Origin of the sequence: Pseudomonas sp. YH-1 (assembly GCF_051990045.1) — a bacterium.
GTDB classification, from domain to species: Bacteria; Pseudomonadota; Gammaproteobacteria; order Pseudomonadales; family Pseudomonadaceae; genus Pseudomonas; species Pseudomonas nicosulfuronedens.
In genome coordinates, this window is record NZ_CP178184.1 from 88,071 (window position 1) to 104,933 (window position 16,863).

General features: G+C 65.7%; 13 protein-coding genes, 1 other RNA gene and 1 riboswitch. Of the genes, 6 read left to right on the plus strand and 8 right to left on the minus strand.

All coding sequences use genetic code 11. The features are described from left to right. Window positions 1-116 precede the first annotated feature (116 nt). The 4 genes from ACKI1H_RS00410 (at window position 117) to ssrA (ending at window position 5,873) form a co-directional block, all read left to right on the plus strand. Window positions 117-3,401: a carboxyl transferase domain-containing protein gene (locus ACKI1H_RS00410; RefSeq protein WP_440467352.1), complete on the plus strand. Its 3,285-nt coding sequence runs from the start codon at window positions 117-119 to the stop codon at window positions 3,399-3,401. A 37-nt stretch (window positions 3,402-3,438) separates the two neighbouring features. Further along, window positions 3,439-3,607: riboswitch (yybP-ykoY riboswitch) on the plus strand. 56 nt (window positions 3,608-3,663) lie between these two features. Beyond that, the gene (locus tag ACKI1H_RS00415; RefSeq protein WP_138524550.1) at window positions 3,664-4,677 is read left to right on the plus strand and encodes a sodium:calcium antiporter; all 1,014 of its coding nucleotides are present in this window, start codon (window positions 3,664-3,666) and stop codon (window positions 4,675-4,677) included. Window positions 4,678-4,763: 86 nt separating this feature from the next. Beyond that, window positions 4,764-5,441, plus strand: a complete 678-nt coding sequence (locus tag ACKI1H_RS00420; RefSeq protein ID WP_138524552.1) for a type 1 glutamine amidotransferase domain-containing protein — start codon at window positions 4,764-4,766, stop codon at window positions 5,439-5,441. A gap of 74 nt (window positions 5,442-5,515) precedes the next feature. Further along, window positions 5,516-5,873, plus strand: a transfer-messenger RNA (tmRNA) gene (gene ssrA / locus ACKI1H_RS00425). Between the two features lie 61 nt (window positions 5,874-5,934). On the opposite strand, the gene ACKI1H_RS00430 is transcribed toward ssrA, so the two are convergent. From ACKI1H_RS00430 to ACKI1H_RS00445, 4 genes are all read right to left on the minus strand, one after another. Further along, a complete protein-coding gene (locus tag ACKI1H_RS00430) occupies window positions 5,935-6,237 on the minus strand; it encodes a hypothetical protein (protein ID WP_138524554.1) in 303 nt (100 codons plus the stop codon). Window positions 6,238-6,350: 113 nt separating this feature from the next. After that, on the minus strand, window positions 6,351-7,022 hold the full coding sequence (locus tag ACKI1H_RS00435) for a YceH family protein (RefSeq protein ID WP_440467353.1): 672 nt from the start codon (window positions 7,020-7,022) through the stop codon (window positions 6,351-6,353). Between the two features lie 61 nt (window positions 7,023-7,083). After that, window positions 7,084-7,878 (minus strand): cache domain-containing protein, encoded by a 795-nt coding sequence (locus ACKI1H_RS00440; RefSeq protein WP_246084891.1) that lies wholly within the window; start codon window positions 7,876-7,878, stop codon window positions 7,084-7,086. A gap of 91 nt (window positions 7,879-7,969) precedes the next feature. Further along, window positions 7,970-8,716: a FadR/GntR family transcriptional regulator gene (locus ACKI1H_RS00445; protein WP_246084892.1), complete on the minus strand. Its 747-nt coding sequence runs from the start codon at window positions 8,714-8,716 to the stop codon at window positions 7,970-7,972. 296 nt (window positions 8,717-9,012) lie between these two features. Here ACKI1H_RS00445 and ACKI1H_RS00450 point away from each other — a divergent pair, with 296 nt between their 5' ends. Next, window positions 9,013-10,506 (plus strand): aldehyde dehydrogenase, encoded by a 1,494-nt coding sequence (locus ACKI1H_RS00450; RefSeq protein WP_440467354.1) that lies wholly within the window; start codon window positions 9,013-9,015, stop codon window positions 10,504-10,506. A 131-nt stretch (window positions 10,507-10,637) separates the two neighbouring features. Next, window positions 10,638-12,122, plus strand: a complete 1,485-nt coding sequence (locus tag ACKI1H_RS00455; RefSeq protein WP_440467355.1) for an APC family permease — start codon at window positions 10,638-10,640, stop codon at window positions 12,120-12,122. Window positions 12,123-12,273: 151 nt separating this feature from the next. On the opposite strand, the gene ACKI1H_RS00460 is transcribed toward ACKI1H_RS00455, so the two are convergent. From ACKI1H_RS00460 to ACKI1H_RS00475, 4 genes are all read right to left on the minus strand, one after another. Further along, complete coding sequence (locus ACKI1H_RS00460; RefSeq protein WP_440467356.1) at window positions 12,274-12,945, minus strand: flavin reductase family protein; 672 nt, start codon at window positions 12,943-12,945, stop codon at window positions 12,274-12,276. A gap of 11 nt (window positions 12,946-12,956) precedes the next feature. Beyond that, window positions 12,957-14,456 carry an amidohydrolase family protein gene (locus tag ACKI1H_RS00465; protein WP_440467357.1) on the minus strand — a complete coding sequence of 500 codons (1,500 nt, stop codon included), beginning with the start codon at window positions 14,454-14,456 and terminating at the stop codon, window positions 12,957-12,959. Further along, window positions 14,453-15,652, minus strand: coding sequence for an amidohydrolase family protein (locus ACKI1H_RS00470; RefSeq protein WP_138524566.1), 1,200 nt, complete (start codon window positions 15,650-15,652; stop codon window positions 14,453-14,455). The genes ACKI1H_RS00465 and ACKI1H_RS00470 overlap by 4 nt, the downstream gene beginning before the upstream one ends. Before the next feature lie 148 nt (window positions 15,653-15,800). After that, a complete protein-coding gene (locus tag ACKI1H_RS00475) occupies window positions 15,801-16,853 on the minus strand; it encodes an extracellular solute-binding protein (RefSeq protein WP_138524568.1) in 1,053 nt (350 codons plus the stop codon). Window positions 16,854-16,863: the final 10 nt, after the last annotated feature.

Genomic DNA, 16,863 nt, shown 5'->3' on the forward strand with positions numbered 1-16,863 from the left:
CGCTCATAAGGCCCACTAAGCCTGTGCCATTCGCAACGCCGTAGTTGATTCCCCGCTCTCCCCACCCGCCTAAGATGGTGCGATTCCCGACCACAAGAATCACAACCGGAATCGCCATGCCTGTCACCCGCCTGCTCATCGCCAACCGTGGCGAGATCGCCATCCGCATCGCCCGCGCCGCTGCCGAGCTGGGTATCCAGACGCTGGCGATCTTCGCCGAGGACGACGCCGCCTCGCTGCACACCCGCCGCGCCGACCAGGCCGCGGCCCTGCAAGGCCGTGGCGCCAGCGCCTACCTGGACCAGCAGCAGATCATCGACGTGGCCCTGGCCCACGGCTGCGACTCGGTGCATCCAGGCTATGGCTTCCTTTCCGAGAACGCCGATTTCGCTCGCCGCTGCAAAGCCGCCGGGCTCACCTTCGTCGGCCCCTCGGCAGAAACGCTCGACGTCTTCGGCGACAAGGCCCGCGCCCGCGACCTGGCCCGCGACCACGGCGTCGCACTGGCTGCCGGCAGCAACCGCGCCACTTCCCTGGAAGATACCGAACGCTTCTTCCGCGAACTGCCCGCCGGCGCCGGCATGATGATCAAGGCCCTCGCCGGCGGCGGCGGACGTGGCATGCGTGCGGTACACCGCGCCGATGAAATCGCTGACGCCTATGCCCGCTGCCAGGCCGAAGCCCGCGCGGCGTTCGGCGATGATCGGCTCTATGTCGAGCGCCTGATCCAGTGCGCCCGTCACATCGAGGTGCAGGTGATCGGCGACGGTCGTGTCGTCAGCCACCTGTGGGAACGCGACTGCACCCTGCAGCGGCGCAACCAGAAACTGCTGGAGATCGCCCCCAGCCCCAACCTGCACCCGCGCCTGCGGGGCGCCATCCTCGCTGCCGCGGTGCGGTTGGCCGAAGCCGTGGACTACCGTGGCCTGGGCACCTTCGAGTTCCTGCTGGACGAGGACAGCGGCGACTTCGTGTTCATGGAAGCCAACCCGCGCCTGCAGGTGGAACACACCATCACCGAAGCGGTGACCGGCATCGACCTGGTCCAGGCACAACTGCGCATCGCCGCCGGCGCCAGCCTCGCCGAACTGAACCTGACCCAGGCCGAGATTCCCGCGCCGCGCGGCCACGCCCTGCAACTGCGGATCAACCTGGAAAGCCTCGCCAGCGACGGCACGCCCCACCTCGCCTGCGGCACCCTGAGCGCCTACGAGCCGCCCAGCGGCCCCGGCCTGCGCGTGGATGGCTACGGCTACGCCGGTTACCGCAACAGCGCCGGCTACGACTCGCTGCTGGCCAAGTTGATCGTCCACGGCAACGGCGGTTATCCACAGCTGGTGCAGCGCGCCTACCGGGCGCTCTGCGAGTTCCGTCTGGAAGGCGTGGCGAGCAACATACCGCTGCTGCTCAATCTACTGCGCCAGAGCGCAGTGGCCGACAACCAGGTCACCACCCGCTATATCGAAGAACACCTGGCCACACTGCTGAGGGCACAGGAGCACGCGCACCCACATCGCTTCTTCAGCCACGCTGGCGTATCCGCGCAAGCCCAGCGTGCCAGCGAAGCGCCGGCTGGTTGCGTCCCACTCGCTACGCCCAGCGCGGGCGTGCTGGTCAGCCTGAACGTCTCCACTGGCGACGCCGTCGCCCAGGGCCAGACCATCGCCGTCGTCGAGGCGATGAAGATGGAATTCGAGGTCAAGGCCAGCGCCAGCGGCATCGTCCACAGCCTCGCCGCCACACCCGGTGATAGCCTCGACGAAGCCGATGCGCTGCTGTTCGTCGAACCGATGGACATAGAAGCGCAGGGCCCTGAAAGCAACGACGCCATCGACCTGGGCGCGATCCGCGCCGACCTGGCCGAAGTCCTCGAGCGTCACGCCATCGGTCTCGACGAGCGCCGCCCGGAGGCTGTCGCCAAGCGCCACAGGATCGGCAAGCGCACCACTCGCGAAAACCTCACCGACCTGCTCGATGACGGCAGCTTCATCGAATACGGCGCCCTGGCCATCGCCGCCCAGCGTCGTCGCCGCAGCGTCGAGGAACTGATCGCCAGCAGCCCTGCCGACGGCCTGGTCAGCGGCCTGGGCAGCATCAACGCCGCGCAGTTCGGCGACGAGAAGGCCCGCTGCCTGGTGCTGGCCTACGACTACACGGTGTTCGCCGGCACCCAGGGCGTGATGAACCACAAGAAGACCGACCGCATGCTGCACCTCGCCGAGCAATGGCGCATCCCACTGGTGCTCTACGCGGAAGGTGGCGGCGGGCGTCCGGGCGACACCGATTTCGTCGGCGTGGCGGGGCTGGACAACATGAGCTTCGTCGGCCTGGCGCGACTCTCCGGACTGGTGCCGCTGGTGGGCGTGGTCTCCGGTCGCTGCTTTGCCGGCAACGCCGCGCTGCTGGGCTGCTGCGACGTGATCATCGCCACCCGCGATACCAGCCTAGGGATGGCTGGCCCGGCGATGATCGAGGGCGGCGGCCTGGGCAAGTTCGCCCCCGAGGAAGTCGGCCCCAGCGACGTACAGAGCGCCAACGGCGTAATCGACGTACTGGTGGAAGACGAGGCCGAGGCCACTCGGACGGCGCGCCAATACCTCGCCTATTTCCAGGGCGACACCGCTGATTGGGAATGCGCTGACCAGCGCTTGCTGCGCCACGCGGTGCCGGAGAACCGCCTGCGCGTCTACGACATCCGTCAGGTTATCGAACAGTTGGCCGACAGCGGATCGGTGCTGGAACTGCGCCGACACTTCGCCGCCGGGATGATCACCGCGCTGGTGCGCATCGAAGGCAAGCCCTTCGGGCTGATCGCCAACAACCCCATGCACCTGGGTGGTGCCATCGATGCCGAGGCCGGCGACAAGGCCGCTCGCTTCATGCAACTGTGCGACGCCTTCGACCTGCCGATCATTTCCCTGTGCGACACCCCCGGCTTCATGGTCGGCCCGGAAGCGGAGAAGACCGGCACCGTGCGCCACGTCTCGCGCATGTTCGTCACCGCCGCCAGTCTCACCGTTCCATTCTTCACCGTGGTCCTGCGCAAGGGCTACGGCCTCGGCGCCCAAGCCATGGCCGCTGGTAGCTTCCACTCGGCGCTGTTCACCATCGCCTGGCCCAGCGGCGAGTTCGGCGCCATGGGACTGGAAGGGGCAATCCGCCTCGGCTATGCCAAGGAGCTGGCCGCAATCGAAGACCCGCTAGAGCGACAGAAGCTGTTCGACAAGCTGGTCGCTGCGGCCTACCGCAACGGCAAGGGACTGAACATGGCGAGCTATCTGGAGATCGACGACGTCATCGACCCGGCCGACACCCGCCGCTGGTTGCTGCGCGGCCTGGCATCGACGCCGAAGCCCGCAGCACGCCAGGGGAAAAAACGTCCGCTGATCGATACCTGGTGACGCATGGGTTGAGCTGCTCGCCCGATCCGCTAGAATGCGCGGCGTCATTGGGGAGTAGCCGACCGTTCGACGAACGGGGGCGACGTCAACACACTTGGCCCGCAGGCCATGGCGTCGTCAGCAGCTTTGCCTGGCAAGACCTTTGACCACGTGATCTCCGCAACGGCCGGGGAGATGCGTGGTCATGGGTACTTACACCGGCCGGGAGCTTCACCGTGATGCACCACCCCACTCTTCGCTCCATCTCTCTGGAGCTGCGCGCATGCTGACCTTCATTCTCGAACTGCTCGGCATGCTGCTGGTGATCCTGATCGCCGCCGAACTTTTCACCAACGCGCTGGAACACTTCGGCGAGCGCCTCGGCATCTCCGAAGGCGTCACCGGTTCGCTGTTCGCCGCCATCGGCACTGCCCTGCCGGAGACCCTGATCCCACTGCTGGCGCTGTTCGCCGGCACCAGCAATGTCAATCTCAACGAAGAAGTCGGCGTCGGCGCCATCCTCGGCGCACCGCTGATGCTCTCCACCCTGTCCACCTGCCTGATGGCGCTCGCCGCCTGGCGCGCTCGTGGCCTGTTCGGACGCATCCGCCCCGAGCGCACGGGCATGCAGCGCGACCTGAACTTCTTCCTGGTCGCCTTCAGCTTCGCCACCATCGCCATGTTCGTGCCTGCTGAACTGCACTCCGTGCGCGTCGCCCTCAGCGTGCTGCTGGTACTGACCTACGTGGGCTACATCACGCTGACCCTCCGCGCTTCGCAGAGCCTGGTGGAAGACGGCCACGGCACCGAGGCCGACCATCGCATGTACCTGTCACGCATGGGCCTGCCGACCAACCTCGCCACCATCCTGCTGCAACTGCTGCTGGGCCTGGTGCTGCTGGTGCTGGGCGCCAAGGGCTTCATCCATGGCGTGGAAGGCCTGTCGCACATCCTGGGGATTTCAGCACTGCTGCTGTCGCTGCTGATCATCCCCATCGCCACCGAACTGCCGGAGAAGATCAACAGCATCCTCTGGGTGCGCCGTGGCAAGGACACCCTGGCCTTCGGCAACATCAGCGGCGCGATGGTGTTCCAGGGCACCCTGCTGCCCGCCATCGGTATCCTGCTCACCCCCTGGCAGCCGCGCATCGAAGTGCTCACCGGCGTGCTGGTCACCCTCGGAGCTGCGCTCTGGCTGCGAATCAACGCCCAGCGCGGCGGCGGCCTGCCAATCTGGGTACTGATGCTCAACGGCGTGCTGTACGCCGCCTATCTGGGTATCACCCTGTCGCGCTGACGCGGACGGCTCATTGCCTACACTGACAGTCCGGGCTGCCGTTTCGGTGGCAGCCGCATGACTAGCGATACGCCGAAGGAGTGAGCATGAAAATCCTGGTAGTCCTGACCTCCCACGACCAGCTCGGCAGCACCGGCAAGAAAACCGGCTTCTGGCTCGAGGAGTTCGCCGCGCCCTACTACGTGTTCAAGGATGCCGGCGCCAGCCTGACCCTGGCCTCGCCCAAGGGCGGCCAGCCACCGCTCGACCCCAAGAGCGACGAGGAAGGCGCACAGACCCCGGCTACCCTGCGCTTCCGCCAGGACAGCGCAGCCCAGGCCGAGTTGGCCAACACCGTGAAGCTCAGCGAGGTGAAGGCAGACGACTTCGACGCCGTGTTCTACCCCGGCGGCCACGGCCCGCTCTGGGACCTGGCCGAGGACCGCACCTCGGTGGCGCTGATCGAGGCCTTCCATTCCAGCGGCAAACCCGTCTCCGCCGTCTGCCATGCTCCAGCCGTGTTCCGCCATCCCCACGGGCTCGACGGCCGCCCGCTGGTGCAGGGCCGACACGTCACCGGCTTCTCCAACAGCGAGGAGGACGCCGTGGGCCTCACCGACGTGGTGCCCTTCCTCGTCCAGGACATGCTCAAGGCCAACGGAGCCCGCTACAGCAAGGGTCCGGACTGGCAGAGCCACGTCGAGGTGGATCGCGGCCTGATCACCGGACAGAACCCCGCGTCCTCCGAGGCCGTGGCCGAAGCCGTGCTGAAATTCCTGAGCTGACAACACCTTGCGCCGCCCCGGGTGGCTATCGGGGCGGCTTTCCCGTAGAATGAATCCCGACCTTGAAAGGTTTTGGGGCCGATTAGGATTCGACGCCGGTAACAAAACTCGAGGGGCATGCCGAGTAGGTGACAGTTCTCGTAAATCAGCTGCCACAACTTTATAGTTGCCAACGACGACAACTACGCCCTAGCAGCCTAAGTGCCGCTAGCAGACCCTAGGGGATGCCTGTAAACCCGAAGATTAGGTCTGTCATATAGAACAGGATCGCCGCCAAGTTCGCTGTAGACGTAACGGCTAAAACTCATACAGCTCGCTCCAAGCGCCCTGCCACTCGGGCCGCAAGGAGTTAACCTAATAGAGATGGCTAAGCATGTAGAACCGACAGCGGAGAACTGGCGGACGGGGGTTCAAATCCCCCCGGCTCCACCAAATCCAAAGAAAAAGGCGCTGAGCCTCAAGCCCAGCGCCTTTTTTCTTGCCTGCGATTTGCCTAGAGCGTCAGGAAGCCCAGCCGCGGCATCAGCGGTTCGGCCTGCTCTTCCGCCACCACTTCCACGCAAGGTTTGCGCAGGCGCAGGCGTTCGGCGTTGCACAGCAATGGACCGTCCTCGTCCGCGGCGCCGAAGGGATCGTCGATCAGCACACCTTTGATTACCCCCTGGCGGAACAGTTCGCGGATGGCGAACAGGTTGGCTTCGCGGGGGCCGGCAAGATCGCTGATGGATTTGAAGTCGGTTTCCGTGAGCTGGCTGAGCACGGCGGTCAGCTGGGCCTGGGAGGGTTTGCGGCTCATGGGGTACTCCGGGGTAAAGCGGGGTCAAGCCTGACTATCGGGATCAAATGTTAACGCTGGATTAGCGCGCTGACAGACCGACCTTGGTCGGCCTGTCGGGGGAATCTTCCGAATCAGTCTCGGGGAATGCCCATCTCCAACAACGCGAGGCGCTCCTCGAGAGCTGCAATACGGCCTTCCAGTTCGACCAGACGGCCTTCGTCATGACCGCCGCTGTCGCTGCGCTCGCTGGAAGCACGGCTACCGCTGGCGGCGATGGCAGCCTCGCGGTCTTCCTCGGTGCCCAGCAGGTGCATGTAGCGGTCTTCACGCTGGCCGCTGAGACGCTCCAGCTGCAAGGCCATGCCGCGGCCGGCGAGGCGTTCGAGCTGGTGGCGGACTTCCTCGGTATCGTCGAAGTCGTGCATGCGCTGGCTGCGGGTGAGCAGTTCGTTGAGGGTCTGCGGGCCGCGCAGGAACAGCAGGCCGAGCAAAATGACCTGCGGTTTCACCAGCTCCAGTGCCTTGTCCAGCCGCTGTTCCCAGCGGTCGGCACGGCTGCCCATGACCAGGCGGGTCATCTCGCGGCCTTCGAGGTGGCGCAGGGACTGACCGACCTGCCCGGGCGTGAGGTTCATCACCGGGTCGCGGCTGGTCTTCTGGTTGCAGGCCGTGACCAGGGCGTTGAGGGTCAGCGGGTAGGCTTCAGGCGTGGTGAGCTGCTTTTCGATCAGGCACCCGAGAACGCGGGCATCCGTTGCACTCAGGGGTTCAAAGTCGGTGAGGGTGTCGAGCGACTGGCTCATGGCGGTATCCGTCGATGAGGGAACCGCCCTAGCCTAGCCGTTTACGCGGCGTTTGGCAGCCTCAGGCAGCGCCGGCCAGGCGTCGGTTCAGCGGTCGTTCGATGACTGACCAGTGCGAGAACGACGCCGCCAGCTCCTGTTCACGCCCCTGCGCATCCCGCCCCAGCGTGCGTCGGGCGAGGTCACCGGTGAACCAGTTGGCAGTATTGGCTGCGACAACACGCCCTTCTCCATTGACCACCAGGGCCTCGTGCCCCATCTGCATCAGGCTGCCCAACAGCACGCTTTCGAACTCGTGCAGGGCAATGTCCGCGGCGGCAACGCCGATGAAGCGGCCGTCCACCTGGATCGGCACGGAGAAGGCGAGGATGTACAGGTCGGTACCGTAGAGGTCGACGAAGGGCCCAACCACCGAGGGCTGCCCACTGGCGCGCGGGCGGGAGAACCAGGGCATGTTGAGGTAGTTGTAGAAGCTTTCGCTGCGCCGGTTGAAGTTCAGGCTCATGGGCACGACCTTGTCACCGCGGCCGTGGTACCACCACTCCAGATACATGTCCTGGTCGGCCAGTTCGCCCGGCTCGATCACCACGCCGGTGCCGTGCAGGCGCGTGCCGTCATCGGTGAGGTCGTGCTGGATGCGCGGGCGTAGTGCGCCGAGGTCCTTAGAGGACGGGCGCTTGCCCTCCTCCGCCAGCGTGCGCCAGATCGCTACGACTTCGCCCGCCAACTCGTCGAGACGCTGGAAAACGTTACGGATGGAAGCGTCGATGCGCTGTGCACAACGCTGGAGTTCATCCGTGGGTTGTTCGCTGGACATGACCGGGGCCTCGCTGTTCTTGTCGTTGTTCTTGCTCAAGGGCGCGCCAGAGAGGCTCGCAAAGTCGGATCGATGAGTCAGTCTGTGCGCCCGCTCGGCCGCGCCGTGAAAGCAGCAAGCGCTGTGCCAGTCAGCCGTCGTCGGCGAGCAGGCTCAGGCGCAGGTTGATCAGCCGCTTGATGCCGCGCGTGACGTGGGCTTCGGCCAGCGCGCCGGCCAGGTTCGAGTCGCCGGCGCTGATCGCTTCGAGAATGGCCCGATGCTCCATCTCGATGGCAGCCGCCCCAGGGAATCCGTCCACGGGCAGCCACAGCCATTCGCCGATTTCCGCCTGCAGGCGGGTTTCCGCATGGGTCAGGCGCACGGACTGCGCGGCCACGGCAATCTCGATGTGGAAACGCGCATCGGCGCGGCGCTGCTCCTGTCGGGTAGTGGCGCTCGCCAGGGCATCGAGGTACTGCGCGATGCGCGCCTGCTCATCGGAGGTGGAACGCTGCGCCGCCAAGCGCGCGGCAGCACCGGCGATGGCGACATGCTCATCGCCCAGGTCGCGCAGCTCCAGCGCACTCATCTGGCGCAGTTGCCCCAGCAGGGCGTCCTCGGACGTGTGCTGCGGCGAGCAAACAAAACTGCCGCCGTTGCGACCGCGGCGTGTCTCGATCACCCCACGCTCGCGCAGCTCTGCCAACGCGTCGCGCAGGGTCACGGTGGCGACGCCGAACTGCATCGCCAGCTCACTCTCACTGGGCAGTTGCTCGCCTTCGGCGTAGAGGCCGAGGTCGACCATTTCCACCAGCCGGCGCGCGACTTCTTCGGTGCGCCCTTCCTGGCGCAGGCGCATGAAGCTGGCGGGGCGGACTTTCCTGAATTCGTTCATAGGCGGCAAGGCGAGGGGCGCGGACGCTTCCTGCGCGAAATGTTCCTGTTCTGGAGTGCATGGCGAAGTCTACCGGCAAGCCCGGCTGCAGCTCCGCGCAAAACTATGTCTCCATATTTTTAAATCGCTTTCCGGACTTTCAGCAAGGGTATTTCGCACGAAAACTCCTTTCCAACGCTCATTTTTCGACCTGTATTGGCAACCGCAAAAACATAAGATATGGTTTCAAATGTATTTGCCAGCGACGGTCCGCAGGCCGTCTCCGCCCACAACAGCAAGAACGAGGAGCGATACGCATGAGCCAGCCAACCCGCGCCGAATGGGAAGCCCGCGCCAAGGCCCTGAAGATCGAGGGCCGCGCCTTCATCCAGGGCGAGTACCTTGCCGCCGCCTCCGGCGACACCTTCGACTGCATCAGCCCGGTGGATGGCCGCCTGCTGGCCAAGGTCGCCAGCTGCGACGCCGCCGACGCCGAGCGCGCCGTGCAGAGCGCCCGCGCCACCTTCGACTCCGGCGTCTGGTCACGTGAAGCGCCGGCCACCCGCAAGGCCGTGATGATCCGCTTCGCCGCCCTGCTGGAAGAGCACGCCGAGGAGCTGGCGCTGCTGGAAACCCTGGACATGGGCAAGCCCATCGGCGACTCGCTGAATGTCGACCTCCCCGGCGCCGCCGACTCGCTGCGCTGGAGCGGCGAGGCCATCGACAAGGTCTACGACGAAGTCGCTGCTACCCCCCATGACCAACTCGGCCTGGTCACCCGCGAGCCGGTGGGCGTGGTCGCCGCCATCGTGCCGTGGAACTTCCCGCTGATGATGGCCGCCTGGAAGCTCGGCCCGGCGCTGGCCACCGGCAACTCGGTGATCCTCAAGCCGTCCGAGCGCTCGCCGCTGACCGCCATCCGCATCGCCCAGCTGGCCATCGAGGCCGGTCTGCCCGCTGGCGTGCTCAACGTATTGCCGGGTTACGGCCACACCGTCGGCAAGGCCCTGGCGCTGCACATGGATGTGGACACCGCGGTGTTCACCGGCTCCACCAAGATCGCCAAGCAGCTGATGGTCTACGCCGGCGAATCGAACATGAAGCGCGTCTGGCTGGAAGCCGGCGGCAAGAGCCCGAACATCGTCTTCGAGGATGCCCCGGATCTGCAGGCCGCTGCCGAATCCGCCGCCGCGGCCATCGCCTTCAACCAGGGCGAAGTGTGCACCGCCGGTTCGCGCCTGCTGGTGCAGAAGTCGATCAAGGCGAAATTCCTGCCGCTGGTGGTGGAGGCCCTCAAGGGCTGGAAAGCCGGCCACCCGCTGGACCCGGACACCAACGTCGGCGCCCTGGTCGACGGTCGCCAGCTGGAGCAGGTGCTGGGTTACATCCAGGCCGGCCAGGACGAAGGCGCGAAGATCCTCACCGGCGGCAAGCGCGTGCTGGAGGAAACCGGCGGCACCTACGTCGAGCCGACCCTGTTCGACGGCGTGAGCAACGCGATGAAGATCGCCCGCGAGGAAATCTTCGGCCCGGTGCTCTCGGTCATCGAGTTCGAGGACGCCGACGAAGCCATCAGCATCGCTAACGACACCCCGTACGGACTGGCCGCGGCGGTCTGGACCCGCGACATCTCCAAGGCCCACCTCACCGCCCGCGCCCTGCGCGCCGGCAGTGTGTGGGTGAACATGTACGACGGCGGCGACATGACCGCGCCCTTCGGCGGCTTCAAGCAGTCGGGCAATGGTCGTGACAAGTCGCTGCACGCCTTCGACAAGTACACCGAGCTGAAGGCGACCTGGATCAAGCTGTAACGCGATCCGGAACACGAGAGGTTTGGAGCAAGACGGCGCGCGGGCCGAACCGCGCGCCGCACAATAACAACAACGCTTTCCGTTGCACCCGATTGGCTGCCGACGCGAAAACCTCAAACAGGACATCCACGATGAACAGCTCGATCCAGCCAGGCGCCGCCCTGGACCGCGACGCGGAGCAACTCCGCGCGCTGGGCTACACCTCCAATTTCGAACGCAGCATGACCCTCTGGCAGAACTTCGCCCTGGGCTTTACCTACCTCTCGCCGGTGGTCGGCGTATACACCCTGTTCGGCCTGTGCCTGGCCGCCGGCGGCCCGCCGATGTTCTGGTCCTACCTGCTGGTGGGCATCGGGCAGATGCTGGTATGCCTGATCTTCTGCGAGGTCGTCTCGCAGTTCCCCATCTCCGGTGGTGTGTATCCCTGGGCGCGACGCCTGGTGGGCAAGCGCTGGGCCTGGATGGTCGGCTGGATCTACTCGGTGTCGCTGTGCGTGACCATCGCCGCCGTGGCTCTTGGCGCAGGGCCGTACATCGCCACGCTGCTCGGCTTCGAGTCGACGCCGGTGACCAATACCCTGGTGGCCCTGGCGCTGACGGTGATCGCTACCCTGCTCAACCTGTCCGGCACCAAGCTGCTGGCCCGCGTGGCAATGTTCGGCTTCATCTGCGAACTACTCGGCGCGCTGGTGATCGGCACCTACCTGCTGATCTTCGAACGTCATCAGCCGTTCTCGGTGCTGTTCAACACCTTCGACATCCGCATCGACGGCAGCTACTGGCCGGCCTTCCTCACCGCCTCGCTGGCGGGGATGTTCCTCTACTACGGCTTCGAGGCCTGCGGTGACGTCGCCGAAGAAACTCCGAACCCCAGCCGCCGTATTCCGAAGGCCATGCGCATGACCATCTGGATCGGCGGCGGCGCAGCCATCTTCGCCGCCCTGGCGCTGATCCTCGCGGTACCGGACATGGCGGCGGTGATCTCCGGCGCCGACAAGGACCCGATGACCACCATCCTCGACAACGCCTTCGGCGTGACCGGCGCGCGCCTGGTGATGGCGGTGATCATCGTCTCGTTCGTTTCCTGCGTGCTCAGCCTGCAGGCCGCCGCCAGCCGCCTGCTGTACTCCTACGCCCGCGACGAGATGGTGATGGGCAGCGGCCTGCTCAAGCGCCTGTCGCCCAACACCCACGTACCGGTCGCCGCGCTGATCGCTTGCGGCGTGATCCCCAGCGTGATCGTCTGCGCCGGCTTCTACCTGCAGAACGCCATCGCCATGGTGGTGAGCTTCGCCGCCATCGGTATCTACCTGTCGTTCCAGATGATCGTCGGCGGTGCACTCTTCGCCCGCCTGCGCGGCTGGAAGCCGAGCGGCGCCTTCACGCTGGGCAACTGGGGCTGGATCGTGAACATCCTGGCGCTGACCTACGGAGTCCTGGCGATCATCAACATGTCCTGGCCGCGCACGCCGGATGCTCCCTGGTACCTGAACTACGGGATCATCCTGGTGGGTGGCATCGTGATCCTGCTGGGCCTGGCCTACATGACCCTGTTCCGCCCCTACGACAAGGGCACCGCGCCCCACGGGGACGCGTGGAAGCTGCATCAGCAGTAAGTGTTGGCGTGAAATGCAAACGCCCGGCAAGGATGCCGGGCGTTTGCATTTCTGCAGAACGTTTTGTGTAGGAGCGAGCTTGCTCGCGAATGGATTCACCGGGAAATTCGGCGTTGGGCGGGTTCGCGAGCAAGCTCGCTCCTAGAAGGGTTCAGGCGAGCTCTTCGGTTTCAGGCCAGAGACGCTGACCTGCGCCGGGAGCCTCCATCCATTGCTTGAGCGAACGTGTCGGCAGGTCGAAATACTCCCGTGTACGCGCATAGCCATGCCCGCCCATGCGGCCGATGGCATCGAGGCCGAGCTGGTCGATGTAGAGCGTCGCAGGATCGATCAGGTCGTCGCGCACATGGGCCATCAGCACTTCGCCGAGGATGATCTCCCGCGACTGGCCGATGGACAGCGCCATCATCCGTCGGCACTCCAGCGCCACCGGCGCCTCGCCGATGCGCGGGCAGCCGACGCGGGTGCCGGGGATGGCGGTGAGGCCGGCGGCGACCAGTTCGTCGAAGCCCGGCTCGAAGGGTACGGCACAGACGTTCATGGCTTCCACCAGCGCATCGGAGACGATGTTCACGGTGAACTCCTGGTTGTGCCGGATGTTCAGCGTGGTGTCCTTCGGGCTCAGGTCGCTGTAGTTCTCCACGCCCAGGGCGAGGATCGGCGGGTCGGCCGAGAGGGCGTTGAAGAAGCTGAAGGGCGCCGCGTTGGCGCGCCCCTCGGCGTCGATGGTAGTGACCAGGGCGATGGGCCGGGGCACCACGCTGCCGATGAGGATCTTGTATTTTTCGCGGGCGGAGAGCTGCTGGAAGTCGAAGCTGAGCATGGGGTGATCCTTCACGGGGCCGTTGGTGTGCGCGCGTCGAGCAGTGGTGCGCCGGCGCTGTACGAATCGGCAAAGGGAATCGCGGAACGGAACAATGTGCGCCACGGTGGGTTGCCGAATGCACGCTCGGCGTGGTGCTGCATCTGTTTCTGGAACAGTGCGTCGGCGCGGTGCTGCAGGTCGGCGTAATCGACGCCGATCACCTGGCCGTCCTGCATCACGCTGCGGCCGTCGATAAAGCTGGCGATACAGTCGTCGCCGCGGCCGGCGGTGAACAGGTTCTTCAGCGGGTCGAAAAACGGGCCCTGATGGAAGTCTCCGAGGCGGAACACCGTGATGTCCGCGCGGGCGCCGACGGCGAGGCGGCCAAGGTCATCGCGGCCCAGCGCCTGGGCGCCGCCGAGGGTGGCAGCGTTGTACAGATCGAGCATGCGCGTGTGTTCGGCATCGCCTTCCTTCACCCGCGCGATGTTCAGGCCCTGGCGCAGGTTGTCGAGCATGTCCGCCGGGAAGGTATCGGTGCCCATGGCAAGGTTGATGCCCCGCGCACGGTAGCCACCAAAGGAGTCCAGCGCATCCCCTTCGCGGGCGAACACCACGGGGCAATGCACCAGGCTCGTGCCAGTGTCGGCGAGGCGCTGCAGCTCGTGCTCACCGCTGTGCAGGATGCCGTGGGGCAGCACGCTGCGCGGATTGAGCAGGCCGTAGCGGTCGAGCCACTGCAGCGAGGACGTGTCGTGCAGGCGACGCACCAGCTCCACTTCGTAGCGCGACTGACAGCAGTGCAGGCGCAGCGGCGCGTTCAGTTCACGCTGCACGGCGGCGGTGCGCTCCAGCAACGCGGGGGTGCAGGTCTCGATGCGATCCGGCAGCAGCGCGCCGTGCACCAGGCCGCCTTGCGTGCCATCGAAGTCGCGGAAGAAGCGTTCGGCCTGCGTCAGCCCGGCAAGGCCGGCGGCTTCGTCCCAGTGCTGCGCGGCGCTGCCGTCAGCGCGGGCGTAGGTCATCCCGCTCATGTAGCAGGGACCCAGATAGGTACGCAGGCCCAGCTCGCCGGACAGCTCGGCCACCCCGGCAAATTCGTCGTAGTGCTCGGCCCAGCGCCGGTAGTACATGGAGGTGATCGGCATGGCAGTGGTGATGCCGTTGCGGATCAGCTGGGTGAAGGCGTAGCGGTACTTGAACAGCTCCTCGTCCGGGCTGTAGCACTCGCCCGGGCCGGCGCGCAGATAGTCCTCGGACCAGACGCGGCCCATGTTCCATTCGGCGCCGTTATCCAGGGTGAGCACCGTGGAATCGAGATCGCCGAGGGCATCGAGGTCGATGAAACCTGGGCCGATCAGCGCGTGACCGTAATCGATCCATTGGCTGACGTTACCGGGAAAGCCACGTCCGACGAAGAGAATTTCCCCTCCCTCGAACACCACTTCGCCGTGGCGCCAGAGCACGTGCTGCCTGCCGTCGAAGCCAACCACGAAACTGGCTTTCAGGCCAATGCGGGGCTTGCTCACAGACGCGACTCCACAAGACGGCCCTGCTCGGCGATCAGCTTGCCGGCCTTGAACACCTGGCGCTGGGCCGGGCGCGCGACCACGGCCTCGCCGAGGGTTTCGACCGGCAGCAGGAGAAAGTCCGCTGGCGCACCGGCCTCGATACGCGCCGGCTCCCGGCCCAGCGCGCGAGCGCCGTTAGCAGTGGCAGCGGCGAAGGCGGCGGCAAGGTCGTCGTCCTTGCACAGGTCGAAGCGGAAGGCCAGCAGCATGGCACGCTCGAGCATGTCGCCATTGCCCATGGGTGACCAGGCATCGCGGATGCCGTCGCTTCCCAGGCAGAGGTTCACGCCGGCTTCGCGCAGGGCTAGGAACGGCGGCACCGGGGTATCGGCCGGGGCGGAGCTCATCAGGGAAATGCCCAGTTCGGAGAGTCGTTCGGCCAGCGGCTCGACCTGCTCCCAGGGCGCCATACCCAGGCAGTAGGCGTGGCTGATCATCACCTTGCCCTGCAGGCCGTGGCGCTCGGTGTAATCGGCGATGCGGGCGATCTGCCAGAGGCCCAGCTCACCCTTGTCGTGCAGGTGGATATCGACGCCACGGCCGAACTCCACGGCGAGGCCGAAGACGATATCCAGCTGGGCGATGGGATCGTCGTCGATGCCACAGGGGTCGAGGCCGCCGACGTTTTCCACGCCCAGCGCCATCGCCTCGCGCATCAGCTCGGCGGTGCCGGGGCGGCTGACCAGGCCGGTCTGCGGGAAGACCACGAACTGCATGTCGATCAGATCGGCATAGCGCTCGCGCAGCGCCTGCATCGCGACCACATGGCGCAGGCCCAGCTCGGGGTCGATGTCCACGTGGCAGCGGAAGGTCAACGAGCCACGGGCGATGCACTGCTCCAGCAACGCGCCGGCACGTTCGGCAATCGGAGCTTCGATCTCGCGCAGCACACGGCGCTCGTTGGCGATGTAATCCTTGAGCGTGGGACCGGCACTGTTGGGGCGCCAGGGTTGGCCCCACAGGGTCTTGTCCAGGTGGCAGTGACTCTCTACCAGAGGCGGCAGCAGGAGCTGGCCGGCACCGTCGATGTCGTCCGCTTCGATGGCAGCGCCACTGGCCGGGCGGCGCTCGGCGATGCGGCCATTGTGGATCAGGAAATCTTCCGCCGCGCTGCCGAGCGGGCGGATGTTGCGAAGCCAGTAGCTGTCGGTCATGGGGACCTCGGAACAGAAAATTGGATCGGTGCTGCTTTGTAGGATGGGTGGAGCCTGCGATACCCATCGTTTGCCGGCCGCATGGGTATCGCTGCGATCCACCCATCCTACGAAGAGCGAATAACGAGCATGAGCTTCGGGTGAAGAATCAGCCCTTGAGCTTGGACCAGATGCGGTCCTGCAGCTCGCGGGACTTGTTGCTGCATTCCTTTTCCAGGCGCAGCCGCTGTGCGTACTCCTCGGGCATGTTGATGGCGTCCATGACCTTCCACTTGGCGTCGAGCAACTGGTCGGTCTGGATGCCATTGGAATAGGCGATGGCGTTGGTCACCGCAGCGGCGTTCTCGGGCTTCATCATCCAGTTGATGAAGACCTTGGCGTTCTCCGGGTGCGGAGCGCTTTTCGGCACGGCGAAGTTGTCCTGGAAGGAGGCCACGCCTTCGCGCGGGTAGACATACTTGATGGTGCTCTTCTGCAGGGTGGCGCGAGCGGTGGAGCCGTTCCAGTTCTGCATCAGCACCACTTCGCCGGAGGCCATGCGGTCCACGGTGTTGTCCGAGCTGTACATCTTCAGGAAGGGCTTCTGCTTCTGCAGCAGTTCGAGAATCTTCTTGGCGTCCTGCGGGTTCTCGGTGCACTCGTCGACGTTCAGGTAATGCGCGGCGGCGTTGATCAGGCTGCTCGGGGTATCCAGCGCGGCGACCTGCCCCTGCAACTCGGGACGCGGCTCGAAGAACTCCTTCCAGGAATCGTCCAGCTTGCCACCCGGCACCCGTGCGCTGTCGTAGGAGAAGCCCGTGGTGCCCCACAGGTAGGGAGCCGAATACTTGCGCCCCGGATCGAAGGCCGGATCGCGGAAGGCCGGTTTGACGTACTGGAAGTTCGACAGCGTGGGCGTGTCGATTTCCCGCAGCAGGTCCTGCTTGATCAGCGTCTGCATGATCGAGTGCGACGGCACGATCACGTCGTACGCGGCGCCGCCGGCCTGCAATTTTGCCAGCAGGGTTTCGTTGCTGTCGTAGCCATCCATGGTGACCTTGATGCCGGTCTCCTTCTCGAACTTGGCCAGCAGCTCCACCGGGTAGTAATCGGTCCAGTTGTAGAAGAACAACTGCTTGGGCTCCTCGGCCTGGGCGCTGCCGGCGGCCAGCAGGGCGAGGGACAAACCGGCAAGGCCGTGACGCAGGGCATTCAACTTCATGGCTTTCTCC

Bases quoted from the DNA above. Each gene is read 5' to 3' on its own strand.
- ACKI1H_RS00455 (WP_440467355.1), top strand. From the start codon at position 10,638: ATGAACAGCTCGATCCAGCCAGGCGCCGCCCTGGACCGCGACGCGGAG.
- ACKI1H_RS00415 (WP_138524550.1), top strand. From the start codon at position 3,664: ATGCTGACCTTCATTCTCGAACTGCTCGGCATGCTGCTGGTGATCCTG.
- ACKI1H_RS00410 (WP_440467352.1), top strand. From the start codon at position 117: ATGCCTGTCACCCGCCTGCTCATCGCCAACCGTGGCGAGATCGCCATC.
- ACKI1H_RS00430 (WP_138524554.1), bottom strand. From the start codon at position 6,237: ATGAGCCGCAAACCCTCCCAGGCCCAGCTGACCGCCGTGCTCAGCCAG.
- ACKI1H_RS00475 (WP_138524568.1), bottom strand. From the start codon at position 16,853: ATGAAGTTGAATGCCCTGCGTCACGGCCTTGCCGGTTTGTCCCTCGCC.
- ACKI1H_RS00460 (WP_440467356.1), bottom strand. From the start codon at position 12,945: ATGCTCAGCTTCGACTTCCAGCAGCTCTCCGCCCGCGAAAAATACAAG.
- ACKI1H_RS00445 (WP_246084892.1), bottom strand. From the start codon at position 8,716: ATGAACGAATTCAGGAAAGTCCGCCCCGCCAGCTTCATGCGCCTGCGC.
- ACKI1H_RS00435 (WP_440467353.1), bottom strand. From the start codon at position 7,022: ATGAGCCAGTCGCTCGACACCCTCACCGACTTTGAACCCCTGAGTGCA.
- ACKI1H_RS00450 (WP_440467354.1), top strand. From the start codon at position 9,013: ATGAGCCAGCCAACCCGCGCCGAATGGGAAGCCCGCGCCAAGGCCCTG.
- ACKI1H_RS00470 (WP_138524566.1), bottom strand. From the start codon at position 15,652: ATGACCGACAGCTACTGGCTTCGCAACATCCGCCCGCTCGGCAGCGCG.
- ACKI1H_RS00420 (WP_138524552.1), top strand. From the start codon at position 4,764: ATGAAAATCCTGGTAGTCCTGACCTCCCACGACCAGCTCGGCAGCACC.